At 75.0% G+C, this 17360-nt stretch carries 12 protein-coding genes, 1 rRNA gene and 2 pseudogenes; 4 read left to right on the top strand and 11 right to left on the bottom strand.

The features are described 5' to 3' along the window. Nucleotides 1–6: 6 nt before the first annotated feature. From LDL48_RS33710 to LDL48_RS33695, 4 genes and pseudogenes are all read right to left on the bottom strand, one after another. Entirely contained in the window at nt 7–894 is an 888-nt protein-coding gene (locus LDL48_RS33710) for an NAD kinase (RefSeq protein WP_225259182.1), read from the bottom strand. Nucleotides 895–1092: 198 nt separating this feature from the next. After that, nucleotides 1093–1914: pseudogene (locus tag LDL48_RS33705) on the bottom strand (TlyA family RNA methyltransferase); the annotation flags it as partial. 27 nt (nt 1915–1941) lie between these two features. After that, on the bottom strand, nt 1942–2151 hold the full coding sequence (locus tag LDL48_RS33700; protein ID WP_225259180.1) for a hypothetical protein: 210 nt from the start codon (nt 2149–2151) through the stop codon (nt 1942–1944). A gap of 399 nt (nt 2152–2550) precedes the next feature. Continuing rightward, nucleotides 2551–3243: pseudogene (locus LDL48_RS33695) on the bottom strand (phasin family protein); the annotation flags it as partial. A gap of 141 nt (nt 3244–3384) precedes the next feature. On the opposite strand from LDL48_RS33695, the gene LDL48_RS33690 reads away from it, so the two are divergent. Next, nucleotides 3385–3720 carry an SCP2 sterol-binding domain-containing protein gene (locus LDL48_RS33690; protein WP_225259251.1) on the top strand — a complete coding sequence of 112 codons (336 nt, stop codon included), beginning with the start codon at nt 3385–3387 and terminating at the stop codon, nt 3718–3720. A 30-nt stretch (nt 3721–3750) separates the two neighbouring features. Continuing rightward, the gene (locus tag LDL48_RS33685) at nt 3751–4416 is read left to right on the top strand and encodes an ElyC/SanA/YdcF family protein (RefSeq protein ID WP_225259178.1); all 666 of its coding nucleotides are present in this window, start codon (nt 3751–3753) and stop codon (nt 4414–4416) included. A 297-nt stretch (nt 4417–4713) separates the two neighbouring features. Here LDL48_RS33685 and LDL48_RS33680 read toward each other — a convergent pair whose 3' ends face one another. From LDL48_RS33680 to LDL48_RS33670, 3 genes are read right to left on the bottom strand one after another with little or no spacing between them, the layout of a single operon-like run. Next, nucleotides 4714–5304, bottom strand: a complete 591-nt coding sequence (locus LDL48_RS33680) for a DUF4760 domain-containing protein (RefSeq protein WP_225259177.1) — start codon at nt 5302–5304, stop codon at nt 4714–4716. Between the two features lie 34 nt (nt 5305–5338). Continuing rightward, complete coding sequence (gene mctP, locus LDL48_RS33675) at nt 5339–7075, bottom strand: monocarboxylate uptake permease MctP (protein ID WP_372472249.1); 1737 nt, start codon at nt 7073–7075, stop codon at nt 5339–5341. Between the two features lie 3 nt (nt 7076–7078). Continuing rightward, nucleotides 7079–7720 carry a DUF3311 domain-containing protein gene (locus LDL48_RS33670; protein ID WP_225259176.1) on the bottom strand — a complete coding sequence of 214 codons (642 nt, stop codon included), beginning with the start codon at nt 7718–7720 and terminating at the stop codon, nt 7079–7081. A 251-nt stretch (nt 7721–7971) separates the two neighbouring features. Here LDL48_RS33670 and LDL48_RS33665 point away from each other — a divergent pair, with 251 nt between their 5' ends. Beyond that, the gene (locus tag LDL48_RS33665; RefSeq protein ID WP_225259175.1) at nt 7972–8673 is read left to right on the top strand and encodes a glycosyltransferase family 2 protein; all 702 of its coding nucleotides are present in this window, start codon (nt 7972–7974) and stop codon (nt 8671–8673) included. Nucleotides 8674–8701: 28 nt separating this feature from the next. On the opposite strand, the gene LDL48_RS33660 is transcribed toward LDL48_RS33665, so the two are convergent. Further along, a complete protein-coding gene (locus tag LDL48_RS33660; RefSeq protein ID WP_225259174.1) occupies nt 8702–9580 on the bottom strand; it encodes an alpha/beta fold hydrolase in 879 nt (292 codons plus the stop codon). Between the two features lie 101 nt (nt 9581–9681). On the opposite strand from LDL48_RS33660, the gene LDL48_RS33655 reads away from it, so the two are divergent. Next, nucleotides 9682–12858: an ATP-binding protein gene (locus LDL48_RS33655; RefSeq protein ID WP_225259173.1), complete on the top strand. Its 3177-nt coding sequence runs from the start codon at nt 9682–9684 to the stop codon at nt 12856–12858. Here LDL48_RS33655 and LDL48_RS33650 read toward each other — a convergent pair. The 3 genes from LDL48_RS33650 to rrf form a co-directional block, all read right to left on the bottom strand. Beyond that, the gene (locus LDL48_RS33650; RefSeq protein WP_225259172.1) at nt 12845–13858 is read right to left on the bottom strand and encodes an HAD-IIA family hydrolase; all 1014 of its coding nucleotides are present in this window, start codon (nt 13856–13858) and stop codon (nt 12845–12847) included. The two genes, LDL48_RS33655 and LDL48_RS33650, sit on opposite strands and share 14 nt — an antisense overlap. Continuing rightward, nucleotides 13855–14913 (bottom strand): tetratricopeptide repeat protein, encoded by a 1059-nt coding sequence (locus LDL48_RS33645; RefSeq protein WP_225259249.1) that lies wholly within the window; start codon nt 14911–14913, stop codon nt 13855–13857. Before LDL48_RS33645 ends, LDL48_RS33650 begins: the two co-directional genes overlap by 4 nt. Before the next feature lie 2330 nt (nt 14914–17243). Then, nucleotides 17244–17360, bottom strand: a 5S ribosomal RNA gene (rrf, locus tag LDL48_RS33630).

Raw genomic sequence — 17360 nt, 5'->3', positions numbered from 1 at the left:
GGTCGATCAGCGTCGATTGCCGCGCCAGCCGTCCACCGGGAGGGCGAACTTCGCCACCAACGTGTCGGTGAACGGCCGTGGCGCGAGCCGTACCAGCCGCACCGGGAACTCGCCGCGCTCCACCGTGACCTGCGCGCCCGGCGGCAGATCCCAGGTACGCCGGCCGTCGCAGCAGAGCACCGCGAACGACGTGTACGGGTCCACGGTGATCGCGAACGTCGAGGTCGGCGCGGTCACGATCGGCCGGCTGAACAGGGCGTGCGCGCTGATCGGCACGAGCAGCAGCGCCTCCACCTCGGGCCACACCACCGGCCCGCCGGCGGAGAACGCGTACGCCGTGGACCCGGTCGGCGTGGCGCACACCACGCCGTCGCAGCCGTACCGGGACAGCGGCCGGCCGTCCACGTCGACCAGCAGTTCCAGCATCTGGGCGCGCTGTCCCTTTTCGACCGTGACCTCGTTCAGCGCCCACGACTCGGCGATCAGCCGGCCCTCGTACTCGGCGCGCACGTCCAGGGTGAGCCGTTCGTGCACCGCGTACGTGCCGTCGACGATGTCGCGCACCGCCTGGTCGATGTCACCGGTCTCGGCCTCGGCCAGGAAGCCCACCTTGCCGAGGTTGATCCCGAGCAGCGGCGCCCGGACCGGCCGGGCCAACTCGGCGGCGCGCAGGAACGTGCCGTCGCCGCCCAGCGCGAACACGATCTCCACGCCCTCGGCGGCCTTCGGGTCGTCGACCGGGATGACGCCGGCCGGCAGTTCCAGGTCGTCGACCTCCTCGGCCATCACCCGCACCTCGAAGCCGGCGGCGAGCAGATCCCGCGCGACGGTCCGGGCGTGCTCGGTGCTCTGCCGGCGCCCGGTGTGCGTGACCAGCAACGCGGAGCGGCTCACGGCACACCTCCGGAGCCGGACCGTAGCGGCACCGCTTCACTCATGGCCTACCTCCGGGAACGGCGCCGGCGCGAGGGCGCGGTCCGGCGACGACGGGAACGAATCCGGCGCGATGCCCCGATCCGGCGACGACGGGAACGAATCCGGCGGGGCGCCCCGATCCGGCGACGACAGGGACGGATCCGGCATCGCCGGCCCGGCGGAGGCTACCGCGCCGGAGGGCCCGGCGGCGACCACGGCGTGCACCCGGTCCGGATCGGCGGGCGGCGCGCCGCGGCGGAACCAGACGAAGAACTCGACGTTCCCGCTCGGTCCCGGCAGCGGGCTGGCGGTCACCCCGGCCACACCGAGGCCCAGGCCGGCCGCGGTGGCGGCGACGTCCAGGACGGCCTCGGCCCGCAGCGCCGGATCACGGACCACGCCGCCCGACCCGACCCGCTCCCGGCCGACCTCGAACTGCGGCTTCACCATCAGCGCGAGGTCGCCGCCGGGCGCGGTGCAGGCGGCGAGCGCCGGCAGCACCAGCCGGAGCGAGATGAAGGAGAGATCGGCCACGGTGAGATCCACCGGGCCGCCGATCAGATCCGGGGCGAGGGTACGGACATTGGTGCGCTCGTGGACGTCCACCCGCTCGTCGGTCCGGAGCGGCCACGCGAGCTGGCCGTACCCCACGTCCACCGCGACCACCCGGGCGGCGCCGGCGCGCAGCAGCACGTCGGTGAACCCGCCGGTGGACGCGCCCGCGTCCAGGCACCGCCGCCCGGCGACGGTGAGCCCGTCCCTGGTGAACACGGCCAGCGCGCCGGCGAGTTTGTGCCCGCCGCGGGAGACGTACTCGGTGCCCGGGTCCGCGCCGGTGACCACCACCGGATCGGCCGGATCGACCATCGCGGCGACCTTGCGGGCCACGGTGCCGCGCACCTGGACCCGGCCGGCCGCGACCAGCGCGGCCGCCTGTTCCCGCGACCGGGCCAGCTTGCGGCGGACCAGCTCGGCGTCGAGACGTGCGCGGCGAGCCATCAGTTCACCCTTTTCCGGTACGCGGGATCAGCGGTCGATGCCGGCGAGGGTCTCCTGCAGAACCCGGTGCGCGGCCTCGTACTCGGCGATCTGCTCGGCGGGCGGCAGCTGCGCGGCGTTGGCGAGCGACTGCAGCACGGCGTCCACGGCGGGGTGCCCGGTGCCGTCCGCCGCCGCGCCCTCGGTCTCCGGCCAGGTGTCGGACTCATCCCACTCGTCGTCCCCGGACGGCGGCATGGGCGGTCCCGGCCGCGGCCCACCCGGCGGCGGCGCCGGACGGTACCCACCCGGCGGCGGGGCCGGACGGTACCCACCCGGCGGCGGGGCCGGACGGTATCCACCGGGCGGCGGGCCGGGGCGCACGCCGGGCGGCGGGCCAGGCTGCGCGCCAGGCTGCGGGCCGGGCTGCGGGCCGGACGGCTCCGGGGAGTGCGGGAACGTCACGGGTCATGCCTCCGGGAGCGTGGTGCCGGGCGACGCCTTCTTGGCGGGCGCCTTCTTCACCGCCTTCTTCGTGGCCTTCGCGGCCGCCGGTGACGGGGCGGGCGGGAACTCGGTGGCGGCCGCGGCCTCGGTGACGCCGGCCACCGGAGCGACCGCCGTGCCCGGCACCTGCTTCGCCGGCCCGACCTGCTGCGCCGGCCCAGCCTGCTTCACCGGCCCAGCCTGCTTCACCGGCCCAGCCTGCTTCACCGGCCCGACCTGCTGCGCCTGCCCAGCCTGCTTCGCCGGCGCCGCGGCCTTCTTCGCCACGGCCTTCTTCGCGACCGCCTTCTTCGCCACCGGAGCACCCACGACGGCCGGCGAGGCAGAAGCCGGGCCGGGCGCCGCACCGGGGGCCGGCGCGGTGGAGGCGGGCGAGGTCGCCGCGGCCGGCATCGCGTTCGGGGTGGCCTTCGCCGCCTTCCGGGCCGCCTTCTTCGCCGTCTTGGCCGGCAGCGGGGCCGGTCGGTTCAGGCGGTCGCCACCGATCCCGCCGTCCGCGCCCACCGCCGCCCGGGCGACCGGCTCGGCGGATCCGGCCGCCGCGCGGGCCTCGCGCAGCTGCTTCTCCAGTTCCCGGACCCGCGTGGTCAGGTCCGCGACCTCGTCCGCCGTGGCCAGGCCGACCACGCCGAGCGCGCGGTCCACCTCGTACCGGACGATGTTGGTGAGGGCCTCACGGTTCGCCATGCCGGTGCTCATCAGGTCTTCGACCAGACCCTGCACCTGTACCGCGGTGGCGCCGCCCCGGTTGACGAGGTCGCCCGCCACCTTCTGCGCCTTCCGCCGGGGTGCCTCGGTCAGTCCGAGCGCCATCTCCAGGTACGCCCGCCATGCGTCCGACATGAACCGCTCCCTCCGTCGCGTCTGCTCTCACGCTACCGGTCGGCGGTACCGGCATCGTGCGGTACCGTGCGTCGTGTCGTGACCGGCCACACCGCGGCCGGAAGGCGGACCAGGACGGTGTCGCGGGAGGGGAACGAGACGATGGCCAGCGTGGACGAGTGCCGCCAGGCGTTGCACGACCTCGCCGCCCGCCTGGACGCGAACGCCGAGACCCGCGGCAAGCTGGACTTCGACCGTACGCTGGCGTGCCGGGTCCCGGACCTGTCCGCCGCGTTCCACGGCCGGCTGCTGGACGGCCGGCTGGTGGACATCGCCGACGGCGACGACCCGAAGGCGAAGATCGCGCTGACCGCGGCCAGCGACGACCTGATCGCGCTGGTGCAGGGCCGGCTGGACGTGACCCGGGCGGTGGCGTCCCGGCAGGTCGCCATCAAGGCCAACCCGTTCGACCTGCTCAAGCTGCGCAAGCTGCTCTAGGGCGTGGTCCGGGGTGGGAGACGGGCGCCGGTGACCTCGCCGGTCGCGACCGTGTTGCTGGTGTTCGGGCGCGGCGTGGTCGACGCCGGCGGGCGGTTCACCCTCACCCCCGCCGCCGACGCCCGGGTACGGGCCGCGGTGCGCTACGCCGACGCCCACCGGGAGACGTTCGCGGCGGCGCACGCCCGGGGCGAGGCCCGGATCGTGTTCACCGGCGGCTGGCCGGAGGCGCGGGACGGCGCGGCACAGCCACCGGCCGGCTGCCGCGAGGCCGACCTGATGCTGCGGGCGGCGCTGGCGGAGAACCTGGACCGGTACGCGGATCTGCGGGTCGAGACCGGGTCCCGGAGCACGCTGGAGAACCTCCTGCACACCGCGCGGGACGGACTGCTCGACGGGTACGCGTTCACGCCGCACCGGCCGCTGGGCCTGGTGTCCCACGCCGACCATCTGCCGCGGATCCGGATCTTCGCGGGCCGGGTGCTGGGCCTGCGTGGCGCGGCGCTGCTGGACGTGCCGGCGACCGGCGGCGAGGTGCCGGACGGCCGCCGGTCCGAGCCGGTCGCGCGGGTGGTGGCACGGCTGGGTTATCTCGGGGTCCGCGATCCGGCCGGCCTGCTGCGCCGGGAGCGCCGGCTGGTGGGCTGGCTGCGCCGCGCCGAACACCTGGCTCCGGGCCCGCCCCGCCGGGTCTGACCGGAAGCCCGCCGGCCCCGCGGATCGGCCCCGCCGGGTCTGACCGGAAGCCCGCCGGCCCCGCGGATCGGCCCCGCCGGGTCTGACCGGAAGCCCGCCGGCCCCGCGGATCGGCCCCGCCGGGTCTGACCGGAAGCCCGCCGGCCCCGCGGATCGGCCCCGCCGGGTCTGACCGGAAGCCCGCCGGCCCCGCGGATCGGCCCCGCCGGGTCTGACCGGAAGCCCGCCGGCCCCGCGGATCGGCCCTGGCGACGGTGGCCGGCCCCGCGCGGTACCGACCACGGCAGCGGCGTCCGGTCAGGGCCGCTGCTCACCGTCCGTCCCCGGGTCGGCCGGCGCGCTCCCGGCCGGGCCCTCCGCACCACGATGGACGGCGGCGGGCGGATAGCTGCCCAGGCGCAGCTTGGCGTGGATGGTCGCCGCCGGGTTGCGCGCGGCCCGGGACGCCAGGTCCTCCAGGTAGATCCACAGGTTCGGGTTCTTGCGCTCCCGGTCCGCGTACACGAACGGCACGATGATCTCCCAGACCCGGATCACCGAGTCACCGCGACCGCCGATCACCAGTTCCTCGCCGACGATGCCGTGCGCCACCAGCTTGCCGAGGTCGTCGTAGAGGCCGCCGACGTTACGCAGGTGGGCACGGATCTCCGGGGGCAGCGCGGTGACCCCGACGACGTCCGGGACCTCGGCCCGGAAGCGGTACAGCACGTACTGGTACGAGGTGAAGAACTCCTCGGTCCGGAACTTCGCGAACACGTCCAGGACGACCGGCAGGGCGTAGCCGTCCTTGGCGATCCGCGTCTGGCGGAGCACCAGCCCGCCGGACACGGCCAGGGACAACACCGAGATCACCACCGTGACGATGCTGACGACCAGCGATGCATTCATGTCCGTTGATCGTATCGATCGCCGGCAAGCCGGCTCAGAGCCGGGGGTACGCCTGACGCGACGGGTCCTCCGGTGGCGGTGCCTCGGCACCACGGTGCCCCACCGGGGTGAAGAAGTTGGCCGGCGGCGGCGCCTTCTCGGGCACCGGGTCACCATCGATGATCTCGGTCATCCGGCGTACCGTCGGATCGCCCTCGTCCGCGACGTAGTCGTGGTCCGTGGTGCGGTCCCGGCCGTCCGCCACCCCGGCGTTGCGCAGCAGCGGGGTGAGCAGGGCGACGACGACCAGGTTCACCGCCAGGGCGACGATGCCGACATAGATGGTGGCGTCGGTCTCGAAGCCGATCTTCTCCAGGGGCCACGCCGAGCCGCCGAAGTGTTCCCGCACCACGGTGCGCCCGTCCGCGCCGCCGAGCTTCGGCACCTGCCACAGCATCACGATGCCGGTGACCAGGCCGGCGGTGATGCCGCTGACCAGCGCCCAGCGGTGGAACCAGTTGGTGTACAGGCCGAGCGCCACCGCCGGCAGCGTCTGCATGATCACCACGCCGCCGATGAGCTGGAGGTCGATGGCGAACTGGGTGTTGAGCAGCAGGATGACCAGCAGGGCGCCGAACTTCACGGTCAGCGACACGGTCTTGCTGACGTAGGTCTCCTCGCGGGACGAGGCGTTCGGGCGGATGTACTCGCGGTAGATGTCGCGGGTGAACAGGTTGGCGGCGGCGATGGACATGATGGCGGCCGGCACCATCGCCCCCACGCCGATGGCCGCGAACGCCAGGCCGGCGCACCAGGCCGGGGCGTTCTCGTTGAACCACTGCGGCACCACGGTGTTGCCGTTGCCGCCGATCGCGGTGGTGCCGTCGAACACCGCCGCGAAGCCGACCAGCATGAGCACGCCGAGGCAGAGCGTGTAGATCGGCAGCGCGGCCAGGTTGCGCCGGAGCGTGCCGCGGTTGCGGGAGGCCAGCACGCCGGTCAGGGTGTGCGGGTAGAGGAACAGCGCGACGGCCGAGCCCAGCGCGAGCGTGATGTAGTTGAGCTGGTTACCGGCCGTCAGCAGCAGGCCGTCGTCGGGACGCGGGCTGGCCGCGAACTTCTCCGACGCCACCCGGAACACCGGGTCCCAGCCGCCCGGCGTCATCGACATGATGATGACCACGGCCAGCACCGTCCACAGCACCAGCGCGTCCTTGACGATCGACACCAGCGCCGGCCCGCGCAGCCCGGAGTTGAAGGTGTACAGCGCGAGCACGATGAACGCGATGGTCAGCGGCCAGCCCTTGGGCAGGCCCATCACCTCGAAGACCGCCTCGATGCCGATCAGCTGCAACGCGATGTACGGCATGGTGGCCACGATGCCGACGACGGCGACCATCGTGCCGAGGCCGCGCGAACCGAACCGGGCCCGGACGAACTCGGCCGGGGTGACGAACCCGTGTACGTGGCACACCGACCAGAAGCGCGCCAGCACCACGAACAGCATCGGGTAGACGATGACCAGGAACGGCACCGGGAAGAATCCGGCCGCGCCGACGCCGTACACCAGGGTGGGCACCGCCACGAACGTGTACGCGGTGTAGACGTCGCCACTGAGCAGGAAGAACGTCACCCAGTTGCCGAACGCGCGCCCGCCGAGTCCCCATTCCTCGAGGCTGTGGATGGAGGTGGGCCGCCGCCAGCGGGCGGCCGCGAACCCCATCAGCGTGACCGCGCCGAAGACCAGGACGAAGACCGTGACCTGCGTGGTGTTCTCGCCGAAGTCGGGCACGGGCTACTTCACTTTCCGGTGGACGAAATAGATGACGGCACTGGCCAGGAACGCGAAGCCGAGCTGGCTCCAGTAGAAGAACGGCAGGCCGAACAACGTCGGCTCGATGCGGTTGTAGAGGTTGGGCATCAGCGGCACCACGATCGGGATGAGCAGCAGCCAGTGCCAGCGGCTGGCGTCGGCCCGCCGGGTGCGGGTGGGCGGGGCCGCCGGTGTGGCGGGCGGGCGCTGGTCGCCGACCGTGCGCCACTCGCCGGAGCTGTGCCGGGGGGCGGTGCGCCGGTCGCTGTCGGTGGCCGACGCGGCGCTCCCGTGCCGGGGCGCCGCGTACGGATCCGGCGCGGCGGTCGGTGCGTACGGCGCGTAGGGCGGTGCGGTCGGTGCGTAGGCGCCGGGTTGGCTGCCGTAGGGCGAGGTCGGTGCGTACGCACCGGGTGGGGTGCCATAGGGCGCGGGCGGGGCCTGCGCGCCGCCGTACGGTTCGTAGGGTGCCTGGGTGCCGTAGGGCGGCGGGGCGGTCCGCGCGTCGGCGGGTGGGTAGCCGCCGGGCGAGCCCGTCTGGCGCGGGATGCGCGGCGACCCGTACGGTTCACCGGCCGGGCTGGCCGGTGGCCATTCCGGCGGCCCGTACAATTTGTCCGCCATGTGGCCCTCCCAGAGGGTGATCTTTTGCTTGCCGGGCGAAATGCTGGCAGGTGAGCTTGATCACGCGCAAGGGGAAAATGGGTCAGAATGATCGCCATTTTGACGGAGGAGGTCGCCCATCTCACGCCGCGTTATGGAAATCGATTGCCAATCGCAGGCTGTGACGGACCCGTTCGGGTGAACGTCGGACGGCCCGATCGGGGTATAGGACCCGCGTCGCCGGCCGCGTCCCCCGGCGGGAAAGGGATCCGATGATCGTCCTGATTCCGGCCTTCCAGCCGGGTGAGGCCCTGCGCTCACTGCTCACCGATCTGCGCACCGCCGCGCCCGGCACCGACATCGTCGTGGTGGACGACGGCAGCGGCCCGGAATCCGCGCCGGTGCTGCGGGCGGCCGGCGATCTCGGTGCCACGGTCCTGCGGCACGACCGGAACCGCGGGAAGGGCACCGCCCTGAAGACCGGATTCCGGTACGCCGCCGAGCACCGCCCCGGCCACGACGTGGTGAGCGCCGACGCCGACGGTCAGCACGGGGTCGCCGACATCCTGCGGGTCGCCGACACGGTCCGGGACACCGGCCGGATGGTGCTCGGGGTGCGCCGTTTCGAGAGCCGTACCCCGCTGCGCAGCCGCTTCGGCAACACCGTGACCCAGGCGCTGTTCCGGGCCGCGACCGGGCAGGGGGTACGGGACACCCAGACCGGGCTGCGCGCCTACCCCGCCGGGCTGCTGGAGTGGCTCCCGACCATCCCCGGCGAGCGCTTCGAGTACGAGATGAACGTGCTGCTCTGCACGGCCCGCGCCGGCCATCCGATCGAGCAGGTGGTGGTCGCCACCACCTACCTGGACGGCAACGCCTCGTCGCACTTCGTCCCGCTGGCCGACTCGGCCCGGATCTACCGGACGTTGCTGCGGTTCGCCGCCTCCTCGCTGTCCGTGCGCTCCCGCCGGTAGCGGCGCCCCGGCGCGGGGTACCCGGCGGTCAACGGCTCAGCAACGCGCGCAGCGCCCGCACCACCTCGGCCGGCGCCTCCTCGGCCATGAAGTGGCCGCAGGTCACCGTGCGGTGCTCCAGGTCCGGAGCCCAGGTCCGCCACAGCGCCGCGGCGTCGAACCCGAGCGCGGCACCCCAGTCCTGCTGCAGCACGGTCACCGGCATCCGCAACTGGTGCCCGGCCGCCCGGTCGGCCCGGTCGTGCTCCACGTCGACGCCGGCGCTGGCCCGGTAGTCGGCCACGATGGACGGCACCGCCGCCCGGGACGCCGCCAGGTACGCCGCCCGCACCTCGGCCGGGATCGCGTCCGGGTCCCGGGTCCAGATGTCCAGGAAGTGCCCGAAGAACGCGTCCGCGCTGGCGCTGATCATCTGCTCCGGCAGGCCCGGCGGCTGCGCCATCAGGTACAGGTGGAAGCCGACCGCCGCGCTGACGCCGTGCAGCACGTCCCACATGTCGAGGGTGGGCAGCACGTCCAGCGACGCCAGATGGGTGACGGTCTCCGGGTGGTCCAGGCCGGTCCGGATCGCGACCAGCGCGCCGCGGTCGTGTCCGGCGAGCGCGAACCGGTCGTGCCCCAGCGCGCGGGCCAGCGCCACCACGTCGGCGGCCATGGTGCGCTTGGCGTACCCGGTGCCGTCGGTCTCGTCCGGCTTGTCGCTGTCGCCGTAGCCGCGCAGGTCCGGGCAGATGACCGTGTGGTCCGCGGCCAGGTCGGCGGCCACGTGCCGCCACATCAGGTGGGTCTGCGGGAAGCCGTGCAGCAGCACGATCGGACGGCCGGAACCGCCGACCGCGGCGTGCAGCGCCACGCCGTCGGCGACGGTCACGCGCCGGTAGTCGAATCCGCTGATGGTGGGTGCCATGGTGTGCCTCTCGTCCGGGTTCGCCGTCGAGGTTGCCCGGCACCGGTCAGCGGCGGATCAGCATCCGATGAGTGCCGGTCCCGACGGCCTAGATTGGGGGCATGACCGGGCCGGTGATCACTCCAGCGGTGACGTTCGGAGTGCTCGGACCGGTCGAGGCGACCGGCGCGGACGGCCCCGTACCGCTGAAGGGCCCGCGCCCGCGGGCGGTCCTGGCCCGCCTGCTGATCGCCCGCGGCCGGGTGGTTCCGGTCGACTCGCTCGCCGCCGACCTGTGGGCGGAGCCGCCGGACGGCGCGGTGCCGGCGATCCGCACATTCGTGTCCGACCTGCGGCGGGCGCTGGAACCGGACCGCCCGCCGCGGCAACCGGCCCGTCTGCTGGTGACCACGCCGCCCGGCTACGCGCTGCGGGCGGCGCCGGACGCGGTGGACGCGTGGCGGTTCGAGGCGGCGGTGGCCGGATCCGGCGAGCTGCTGGCGGCCGGCCGGGCCGGAGACGCCCTGGCCGCGCTGGACGGCGCGCTGGCGCTGTGGCGCGGGCCCGCGTACGCCGGGTACACCGACCAGCCTTGGACGCGCGCCGAGATCGACCGGCTGGACGACCTGCGCCGGCTCGCGGTGGAACGGCGTGCCGAGGCGCTGCTCGCGCTGGGCCGGGACGCCGAGGCGGTGTCCGATCTGCGGGCCCACACGACCGGGCACCCGCTGCGCGAGGACGCCTGGCGGTTGCTGGCGCTGGCGCTGTACCGGTCCGGCCGCCAGGGCGAGGCGCTGGCCGCGTTGCGCCGGGCCCGGACCGTCCTGGTCGACGAGCTGGGGGTGGACCCGGGTCCGGCACTGCGCCGGCTCGAGGCGGACATCCTGGCCCAGGCGGAGCACCTGCATGCGGCTGATCCACCGGCGCCGGTCGCGGCCGCCGGTCCGCGCCGGCGCTCGTTCGTGGGCCGCGACCCGGAACTCGCCCGCCTGGCCGGGGCGGCGGCGGACGTGACCGGGCACGGCCGGCCGGGCCTGGCGCTGCTCTCCGGCGACGCCGGGTCGGGCAAGACCGCGCTGGCCGAGGCACTCACCCGGCGGCTCGCGGCCGCCGGCTGGACCACGGCCTGGGGTCGCAGCCCCGAGTACGACGGCGCGCCGGCCGCCTGGCCCTGGCTGCAGATCATCGAGGCGCTGCCCGACCCGGCCGCCGATCCCGCCCCCGCTTCCGCTTCCGCCCCCGCTTCCGGTGTCGGTGTCGGTGTCGGTGTCGGTGACGATCCGGCGGCGGCCCGGTTCCAGCTGCGGCGGGCCGCCGTGGCCCGGCTGACCGCGGTGGCCGCCCAGGCCCCGGTGCTGCTGGTCGTCGACGACCTGCACCGCGCCGACGACGGCACGCTGGACCTGCTGGCCGCGCTGACCGGCGAACCGCTCCCGGCCGCGGTGCTGATCGTCGCCACGTTCCGGGCCACCGAGATCACCACGGGACTCGCCGCCGCGCTGGCCCGGTTCGCCCGCGCCGAACCGGTCCGGATCTACCTGGGCGCGCTGTCCGAGCCGGCCACCGCGGCAATCGCCCGGGACGTCGCCGGCCCGGCCGCCGACGCCACCGCCACCGCGCTCATCCACCGCCGCAGCGGCGGCAACCCGTTCTTCGTGCGGGAGCTGGCCCGCCTGCTCGCCACCGAGGGTGCCGCGGCGCTGCACCGGATCCCCACCGGGGTACGCGACGTCATCCGCCACCGCCTGGCCCAGCTGCCCGAGCCGGCCCAGACGGTCCTGCGGCAGGCGGCGGTGACCGGTCGCGACGTCGACCCCGACGTGCTGGCCGCGCTGTCCGGCCCGGACGCCGCCCTGGACGCGGTGGACCGGGGCCTGCGGGCCGGCTTCCTCACCGAGCGGGACGGGCTGACCCGCTTCACCCACATCCTGGTCCGCGACACGCTCTACGACGACCTGTCCGCCCTGCGCCGGTCCCGCTGGCACGCCGCCGCCGGGGAGGCGGTCGAGGCGCTGCGCCCGTCCGACTTCGGCACGCTGGCGTACCACTTCGCCCGGGCCGCGAGCCGGGACACCGCCTCCCGGGCCGCCCGCTACGCCCGCGCCGCCGCCGAGCAGGCCGAGGCGCGAGCGGACCTGCACGAGGCAGCCCGGCTGTGGCGGCAGGCGGTGGACGCGGGCGAGCGGGCCGGAGCCGACGCCGACGCCGACGCCGGGGACCGTCTGCCGGCCGTGATGGGCCTGGGCCGGGCGCTCGCCGTGACCGGCCATCTGGACGAGGCGAGGCGGCTGCGCGGCGAGGCGGTGACCGGCGCGGAGAAGGTCGGTGACCCGGTGCTCACCGCCCGGGTGATCACCGCGTTCGACGTACCCGCGATCTGGCCCCGCAACGACGACGAGGCGTTGAGCCGCCACCTGGCCGACGCCGCGGACCGTACCCTCGCCGGCCTGCCGGACGACCGGGCCGAGCTCCGCAGCCGCCTGCTCAGCACGCTGGCCCTGGACCTGCGCGGCACCACCACGGACCGCGGCCGCCGCGCCGCCCGCGAGGCCGAGTCGATCGCCCGCCGCACCGGCGACCCCGGCCTGCTGGCGTTCGCCCTGAACGCCCGCTTCATGCACACGTTCCACCGCGCCGGACTGGCCCCCGAACGGGACCGGATCGGCGCCGAACTGATCGACCTGGCCGCGGCGCACGAGCTGGTCACGTTCGAGGTGCTCGGCCGGCTGATCCGGCTGCAGTCGCACTGCGCCCTGGCCGACTTCGCCGCCGCGGACCGGCAGGCGGCCGCGCTGGACGACCTGGCCGCCCGCTACGACCTGCCGGTGGTCGGCGTCTTCACCGACTGGTACGCCGCGTTCCGCGACGCGCTCGGTGACGCGCCGGGCGCCGAGGCGAAGTACCGGGCCGCCCACGCCCGCCTCGTCCGCCAGGGCATGCCCGGCATGTCCGAGGGCCTGCTCCCGCTCGCGTTGCTGGCCCTGCGCGGCACCCCCGACGGCCTGGACGGCTGGGGACCGTACGAGCCGTGGGTCCGCCCCCTGATACTGCTCGGCGCCGGCCACCGGGACCGGGCCGCCGCCGCCCTGCGCGCGCTGCCCGAGTCACCGTACGACCTGCTCCGCGAGGCCCGCCTGGTGTTGGCGGCCCGCGCCGCGCTGGCCCTGGACGACCGCACCGCCGTCGCCGCCCTGCTCGCCGACCTGCGACCGGCCGCCGCCGAACTGGCCGGCGCGGCGAGCGGCGTGCTGAGTTTCGGCCCGGTCGCCGAGCACCTGCACCGGCTCAGCCGGCCTTGAGCCCCCAGGTCCCGAACAGGTCCCGCGCCTCGTCCGACCCCGCCCGCAGGTCCGCCACGTCGGTACCGGCCCAGGTGACGCCGGTCAGCAGCCGCAACGCCGCCACCGGGTCCCCGGCACCGTCCAGCGTCACGGTCGCGCCGTGACGCTCCAGCCGCCAGCCACCCGCCTCGTCCGCCTCCAGCGGCAGCCGCGCGTCCCCGGCCACACCGAACAGACCGGACAGATCCGCGGCCACATAGGTGGGTCGCCGCTCGGGCGGCGCGGCCAGCAGATCGGCCGGGCCGCTGACCCCGGTGAGGACGAGCAGACTGTCCATCCCGGCCCGCACCGCACCCTCGATGTCGGTGTCGAGCCGGTCGCCGACGGTCAACGGCCGGCGCGAACCCGACAGCGACGCCGCCGTCTCGAACAGCGCCGGCGCCGGCTTGCCCACCACCACGTCCGGTTCCCGGTCCAGCGCGGTCCGCAGCACCGCGACCAGCGAACCGTTGCCGGGCAGCGGGCCACGCGGGCTCGGCAGCGTACGGTCGGTGTTGGTCGCCATCCACCGCGCCCCGGCCCGCACCGACAGCGCCGCCTCGGCCAGGATCGCCCAGCCCACGTCGGGCCCGTACCCCTGCACCACCGCGACCGGCCCGTCGGCGAACCCCGCCACCGGCGTCAGCCCCGCCTCCCGCACCTCGGCGCGCAGCGCCTCCGCGCCCACCACCAGCACCGGCGAGCCGGGCGGCAGCTCCCGGGCCAGCATGGTGGCCGACGCGCCGGCCGAGGTGAGAACCTCGCCGGCGGTGGCCGGCACACCCATGCCGGAGAGCAGCGCGGCCACGTCGGCCGCACGCCGCGAGGCGTTGTTCGTCGCGTACGCCACCGCGACCCCGTCCGCCCGCAGGCGCTCGACCGCCTCCGGCGCGCCGTCGATCGGCTTGTCGATCAGATAGACGACGCCGTCCAGATCGAAAATGACCAGATCGTACGCGTCAACCAGCCGAGCGCTCACGCCTGCGGCCGCCGCTCGTCGTCCTCCACATCGGCAGCACCCACGAACTCGTCCCCGGCCGCCTTCTCGTCCCCGGCCGAGTCGTCGGCCGCGTCCGTGTCGCCCGCGTCCGTGTCGCCCGTGCCGGCGTCGGCCTTGTCGGCGTCGGCCTCGTCGACGTCCGGTGCGCTCTCCACGTCGTCGATGAACGCATCCGTGCGGTACGGCGTCTCGTCGTCCTCGTCCTCGTGGTCGTCCGCCGACGCCGGTTCCTCGACGGCCACGTCGCCCTCGTCCAGCGCCACAGCCACCTCGCTCCCGGTCTCGTCGTCGTCCGTCTCGCCGTCTTCCGTCTCGCCGTCTTCCGTCAGGTCGTCGCCGGTTCCGCCGTGGCGCCGCGCCGTCGCGTCGCCGGCCTCGTCGCCGCTGGCCTCGGTACCGCCGGTCTCGTCGTCGGCGTCCTCGTCGTCATCATCGTCCGCGCCGTCGTCGATCGTGATGCCGTCGAGTTCGAGCAGCCGCTCGGCCGCGTCGGTGAGCCCGTCCTGGTCGGCCGCCGCCGCACGCGAGAACCACTCCCGCGCCTCGTCCCGCCGGCCGGCCGCAAGCAGCGCATCCGCATAGGCGTACCGCAACCGCGGCGTCCACTCCGCCTCTTCGTTCCCGGACAGCTCCGGCACCTGCAGCATCGCCACGGCGGCGTCGTGCTGACCCAGGTCGCCCCGCGCACCGGCGGCCACGATCAGCAGTTCGAGTGAACCGGCCTGGTCCAGCGCCGCGCGGTCGGCACCCCGGAACAGGTCGATCGCCCGTTCCGGTCGCCCCAGGGCGCGCTCACAGTCGGCGATTTCGGCCAGGTGGGTCTGCCGCCCGGTCATCCGATGGTACGTCCGCAGCTCCGCGATCGCGGTGGCCCAGTCACCGGCGGCGTACGCTGCCAGCCCCACCGCTTCCCGCACCACGGCGATGCGCGACGCGATCCGGCGCGCGGCGATGGCGTGCTGCAAGGCCAGTTCGGCGTCCTCGTCGATGATCTGCCCGGCCGCTACCAGGTGCCGCGCGACCCGGTCCGCCATGTCCCGGGACAGCGACAGCAGCTCGCTGCGTACCTCCTTGTCGAGGTCGGCCGCGACGATGTCCTCGGGAATCTCCGGCGCCTGGAACGCCGGCTGCCGGTCGTCCCCTTCCCGGTTGTCGTCGCGACGGTCCCGGTAGGCGTCACGCTCTTCGCGCGGCCCGCGAGAGTCGTCACGCACCCGGTATCCGTCACGCTGGCCCCGCTCGAACGGACGGCCACCACGATCACCGCCGCCGAAGCCACCCTGACCCCGGTCACCCTGTGCCCGGTCACCCTGCGGCCGATCACCCTGGGGCCGGTCGTTCTGGGGCCGGTCGTTCTGGGGCCGCTCATTCTGCGGACGGTCGCCCTGCGGCCGGTCACCGGACGGACGGTTGCCCGGACGGTCGCCACCGCGGAACCCGCCCCGGTCGTCCCGGGACCCGCCACCGGCGTACCCGCCGCGGTCCCGTCCCCGGAAGCCTTCCTGCGGCCGGTCCCCCCGGTATCCACCCTGGTAGCTCTCCCGAGGCCCGCCGGCGTCCCGGTCACGGCCGCGGAAGCCCTCCTGCGGCCGGTCCCCCCGGTACCCGCCGCCCTCACGGCCGTCCCGCCCAGGCCGGTCGCCGGAGTAACCGCCCCGGCCACCCGGCGCACCGCGATCCCGGTCGCCACCGCGGAACCCGCCGCCCTGCGGACGGTCTCCCCCACGGAAGCCACCACCCTGCGGACGGTCGCCACGGTAACCACCGCGGTCACCACCACCCGAGTAACCACCGCGGTCACCGCCGCCGGAGTAACCACCGCGGTCACCACCACCGGAGTAGCCACCGCCGCTGTGGCCGCCGCGGTCGCGGTCGCCACCGCGGAACCCGCCCTGGGGACGGTCCCCACCTGAGTAGCCGCCCTGCGGACGGTCCCCACCGCGGAAGCCGCCCTGGGGCCGGTCGCCCCCGCGGTCACGGTCTCCACCGCGGAAACCACCCTGGTCCCGGCCGCCGGCGTATCCGCCGCGATCCCGGTTTCCCCCACGATCCCGATCACCACCGCGGAAGCCGCCGCGGTCGCCCTGGTATCCGCCCCGGTCGCCGCCGGCCGAGGGCGCGCCCCGGTCCCGGTCGCCACCGCGGAACCCACCCTGCGGACGGTCCCCACCACGGAAGCCACCACCCTGCGGACGGTCGCCACCCCGGTATCCGCCACGGTCGCCGCCGGAGTAACCACCACGGTCACCGCCACCGGTCTGACCGCCGCGGTCACGGTCGCCGCCCCGGAAGCCCTGATCCCGCCCACCGGCGGACCCGCCGCGGTAGCCGCCCCGATCGCCCTGCGGCCCACGGTCCCGATCCCCACCACGGAAGCCACCCCGGTCCCCACCACCGGAGTAACCACCACGGTCGCCACCGGAGTAGCCGCCCCGGTCACCACCGGAGGAACCGCCTCGGTAGCCGCCGCCGGACCCACCACCGGAGTAGCCACCGCGCTCGCCACCACCGGAATAGCCACCACGGTCACCACTACCGGAGGAGCCGCCTCGGTAGCCGCCGCCGGACCCACCACCGGAGTAACCGCCGCGCTCGCCACCGGAGGAACCACCCCGGTAACCGCCGCCGGACCCACCACCGGAGTAGCCACCGCGCTCGCCACCGGAGGAACCACCCCGGAAGCCACCGCCCGAGGAACCACCCCGGAAGCCGCCGCCGGACGCACCGCCGCGATCCCCGCCACGGTCACCCCCACCGGAGTAACCACCGCGGTCCCCGCCACCGGAGTATCCGCCCCGGTCGCCGCCGCCGGAGTATCCGCCCCGGTCGCGGTCCCCGCCCCGGAAGCCGCCCTGAGGCCGACCGCCGCCGGAGCCGCCACGGTCCCGGTCGCCGCCACGGGCGCCGCCGGAGTAGCCGCCACGGTCACCACCGCGGTAACCGCCGGCCGAACCGCCCCGGTCCCGGTCACCGCCGCGGTATCCCCCGCGGTCGCCGCCCGGAGCGCCGCCCCGGTCGCCGCCGGAGGAGCCGCCACGGAAGCCACCCCGGTCTCCACCGCGGGAGCCGCCGGCGTCGCGGCCGCGGTCGGAGCGGTAGCCGCCCTGGCCGGACCTGTCGCCCCCGTCACCACGAGGGGTCGCCTCGCCGCCTCCGTCGCGACTGCGGCCGGCCCGGCCTTCGTCGTCGCGGTTGCTGGAGCCGCCGTCCTGCGGTCCTGTAGTCACGGGTCATTCCTTCCGATACGGCGGTCCCACGGGTACGCGGGGAGGCGCCTCGACGTTCAAAGCTACTAGGCACCGGACATGACAAAGCAGTCGAGGGCCGACCCCCGTAGGGGCGGCCCTCGACTGTTTCACGTTGAGTCCGGCGGCGTCCTACTCTCCCACACCCTCCCGAGTGCAGTACCATCGGCGCTGGAGGGCTTAGCTTCCGGGTTCGGAATGAGACCGGGCGTTTCCCCACCGCTATGACCACCGAA

Source organism: Jidongwangia harbinensis (assembly GCF_020216025.1).
Taxonomy (GTDB): Bacteria; Actinomycetota; Actinomycetes; order Mycobacteriales; family Micromonosporaceae; genus Actinoplanes; species Actinoplanes harbinensis.
This window is presented reverse-complemented; position numbering and strand designations above follow the sequence as displayed.

Bases quoted from the DNA above. Each gene is read 5' to 3' on its own strand.
- LDL48_RS33655 (WP_225259173.1), top strand. From the start codon at position 9,682: ATGACCGGGCCGGTGATCACTCCAGCGGTGACGTTCGGAGTGCTCGGA.
- LDL48_RS33660 (WP_225259174.1), bottom strand. From the start codon at position 9,580: ATGGCACCCACCATCAGCGGATTCGACTACCGGCGCGTGACCGTCGCC.
- LDL48_RS33700 (WP_225259180.1), bottom strand. From the start codon at position 2,151: ATGCCGCCGTCCGGGGACGACGAGTGGGATGAGTCCGACACCTGGCCG.
- LDL48_RS33645 (WP_225259249.1), bottom strand. From the start codon at position 14,913: ATGGCGGACCGGGTCGCGCGGCACCTGGTAGCGGCCGGGCAGATCATC.
- LDL48_RS33690 (WP_225259251.1), top strand. From the start codon at position 3,385: ATGGCCAGCGTGGACGAGTGCCGCCAGGCGTTGCACGACCTCGCCGCC.
- LDL48_RS33680 (WP_225259177.1), bottom strand. From the start codon at position 5,304: ATGAATGCATCGCTGGTCGTCAGCATCGTCACGGTGGTGATCTCGGTG.
- LDL48_RS33670 (WP_225259176.1), bottom strand. From the start codon at position 7,720: ATGGCGGACAAATTGTACGGGCCGCCGGAATGGCCACCGGCCAGCCCG.
- LDL48_RS33665 (WP_225259175.1), top strand. From the start codon at position 7,972: ATGATCGTCCTGATTCCGGCCTTCCAGCCGGGTGAGGCCCTGCGCTCA.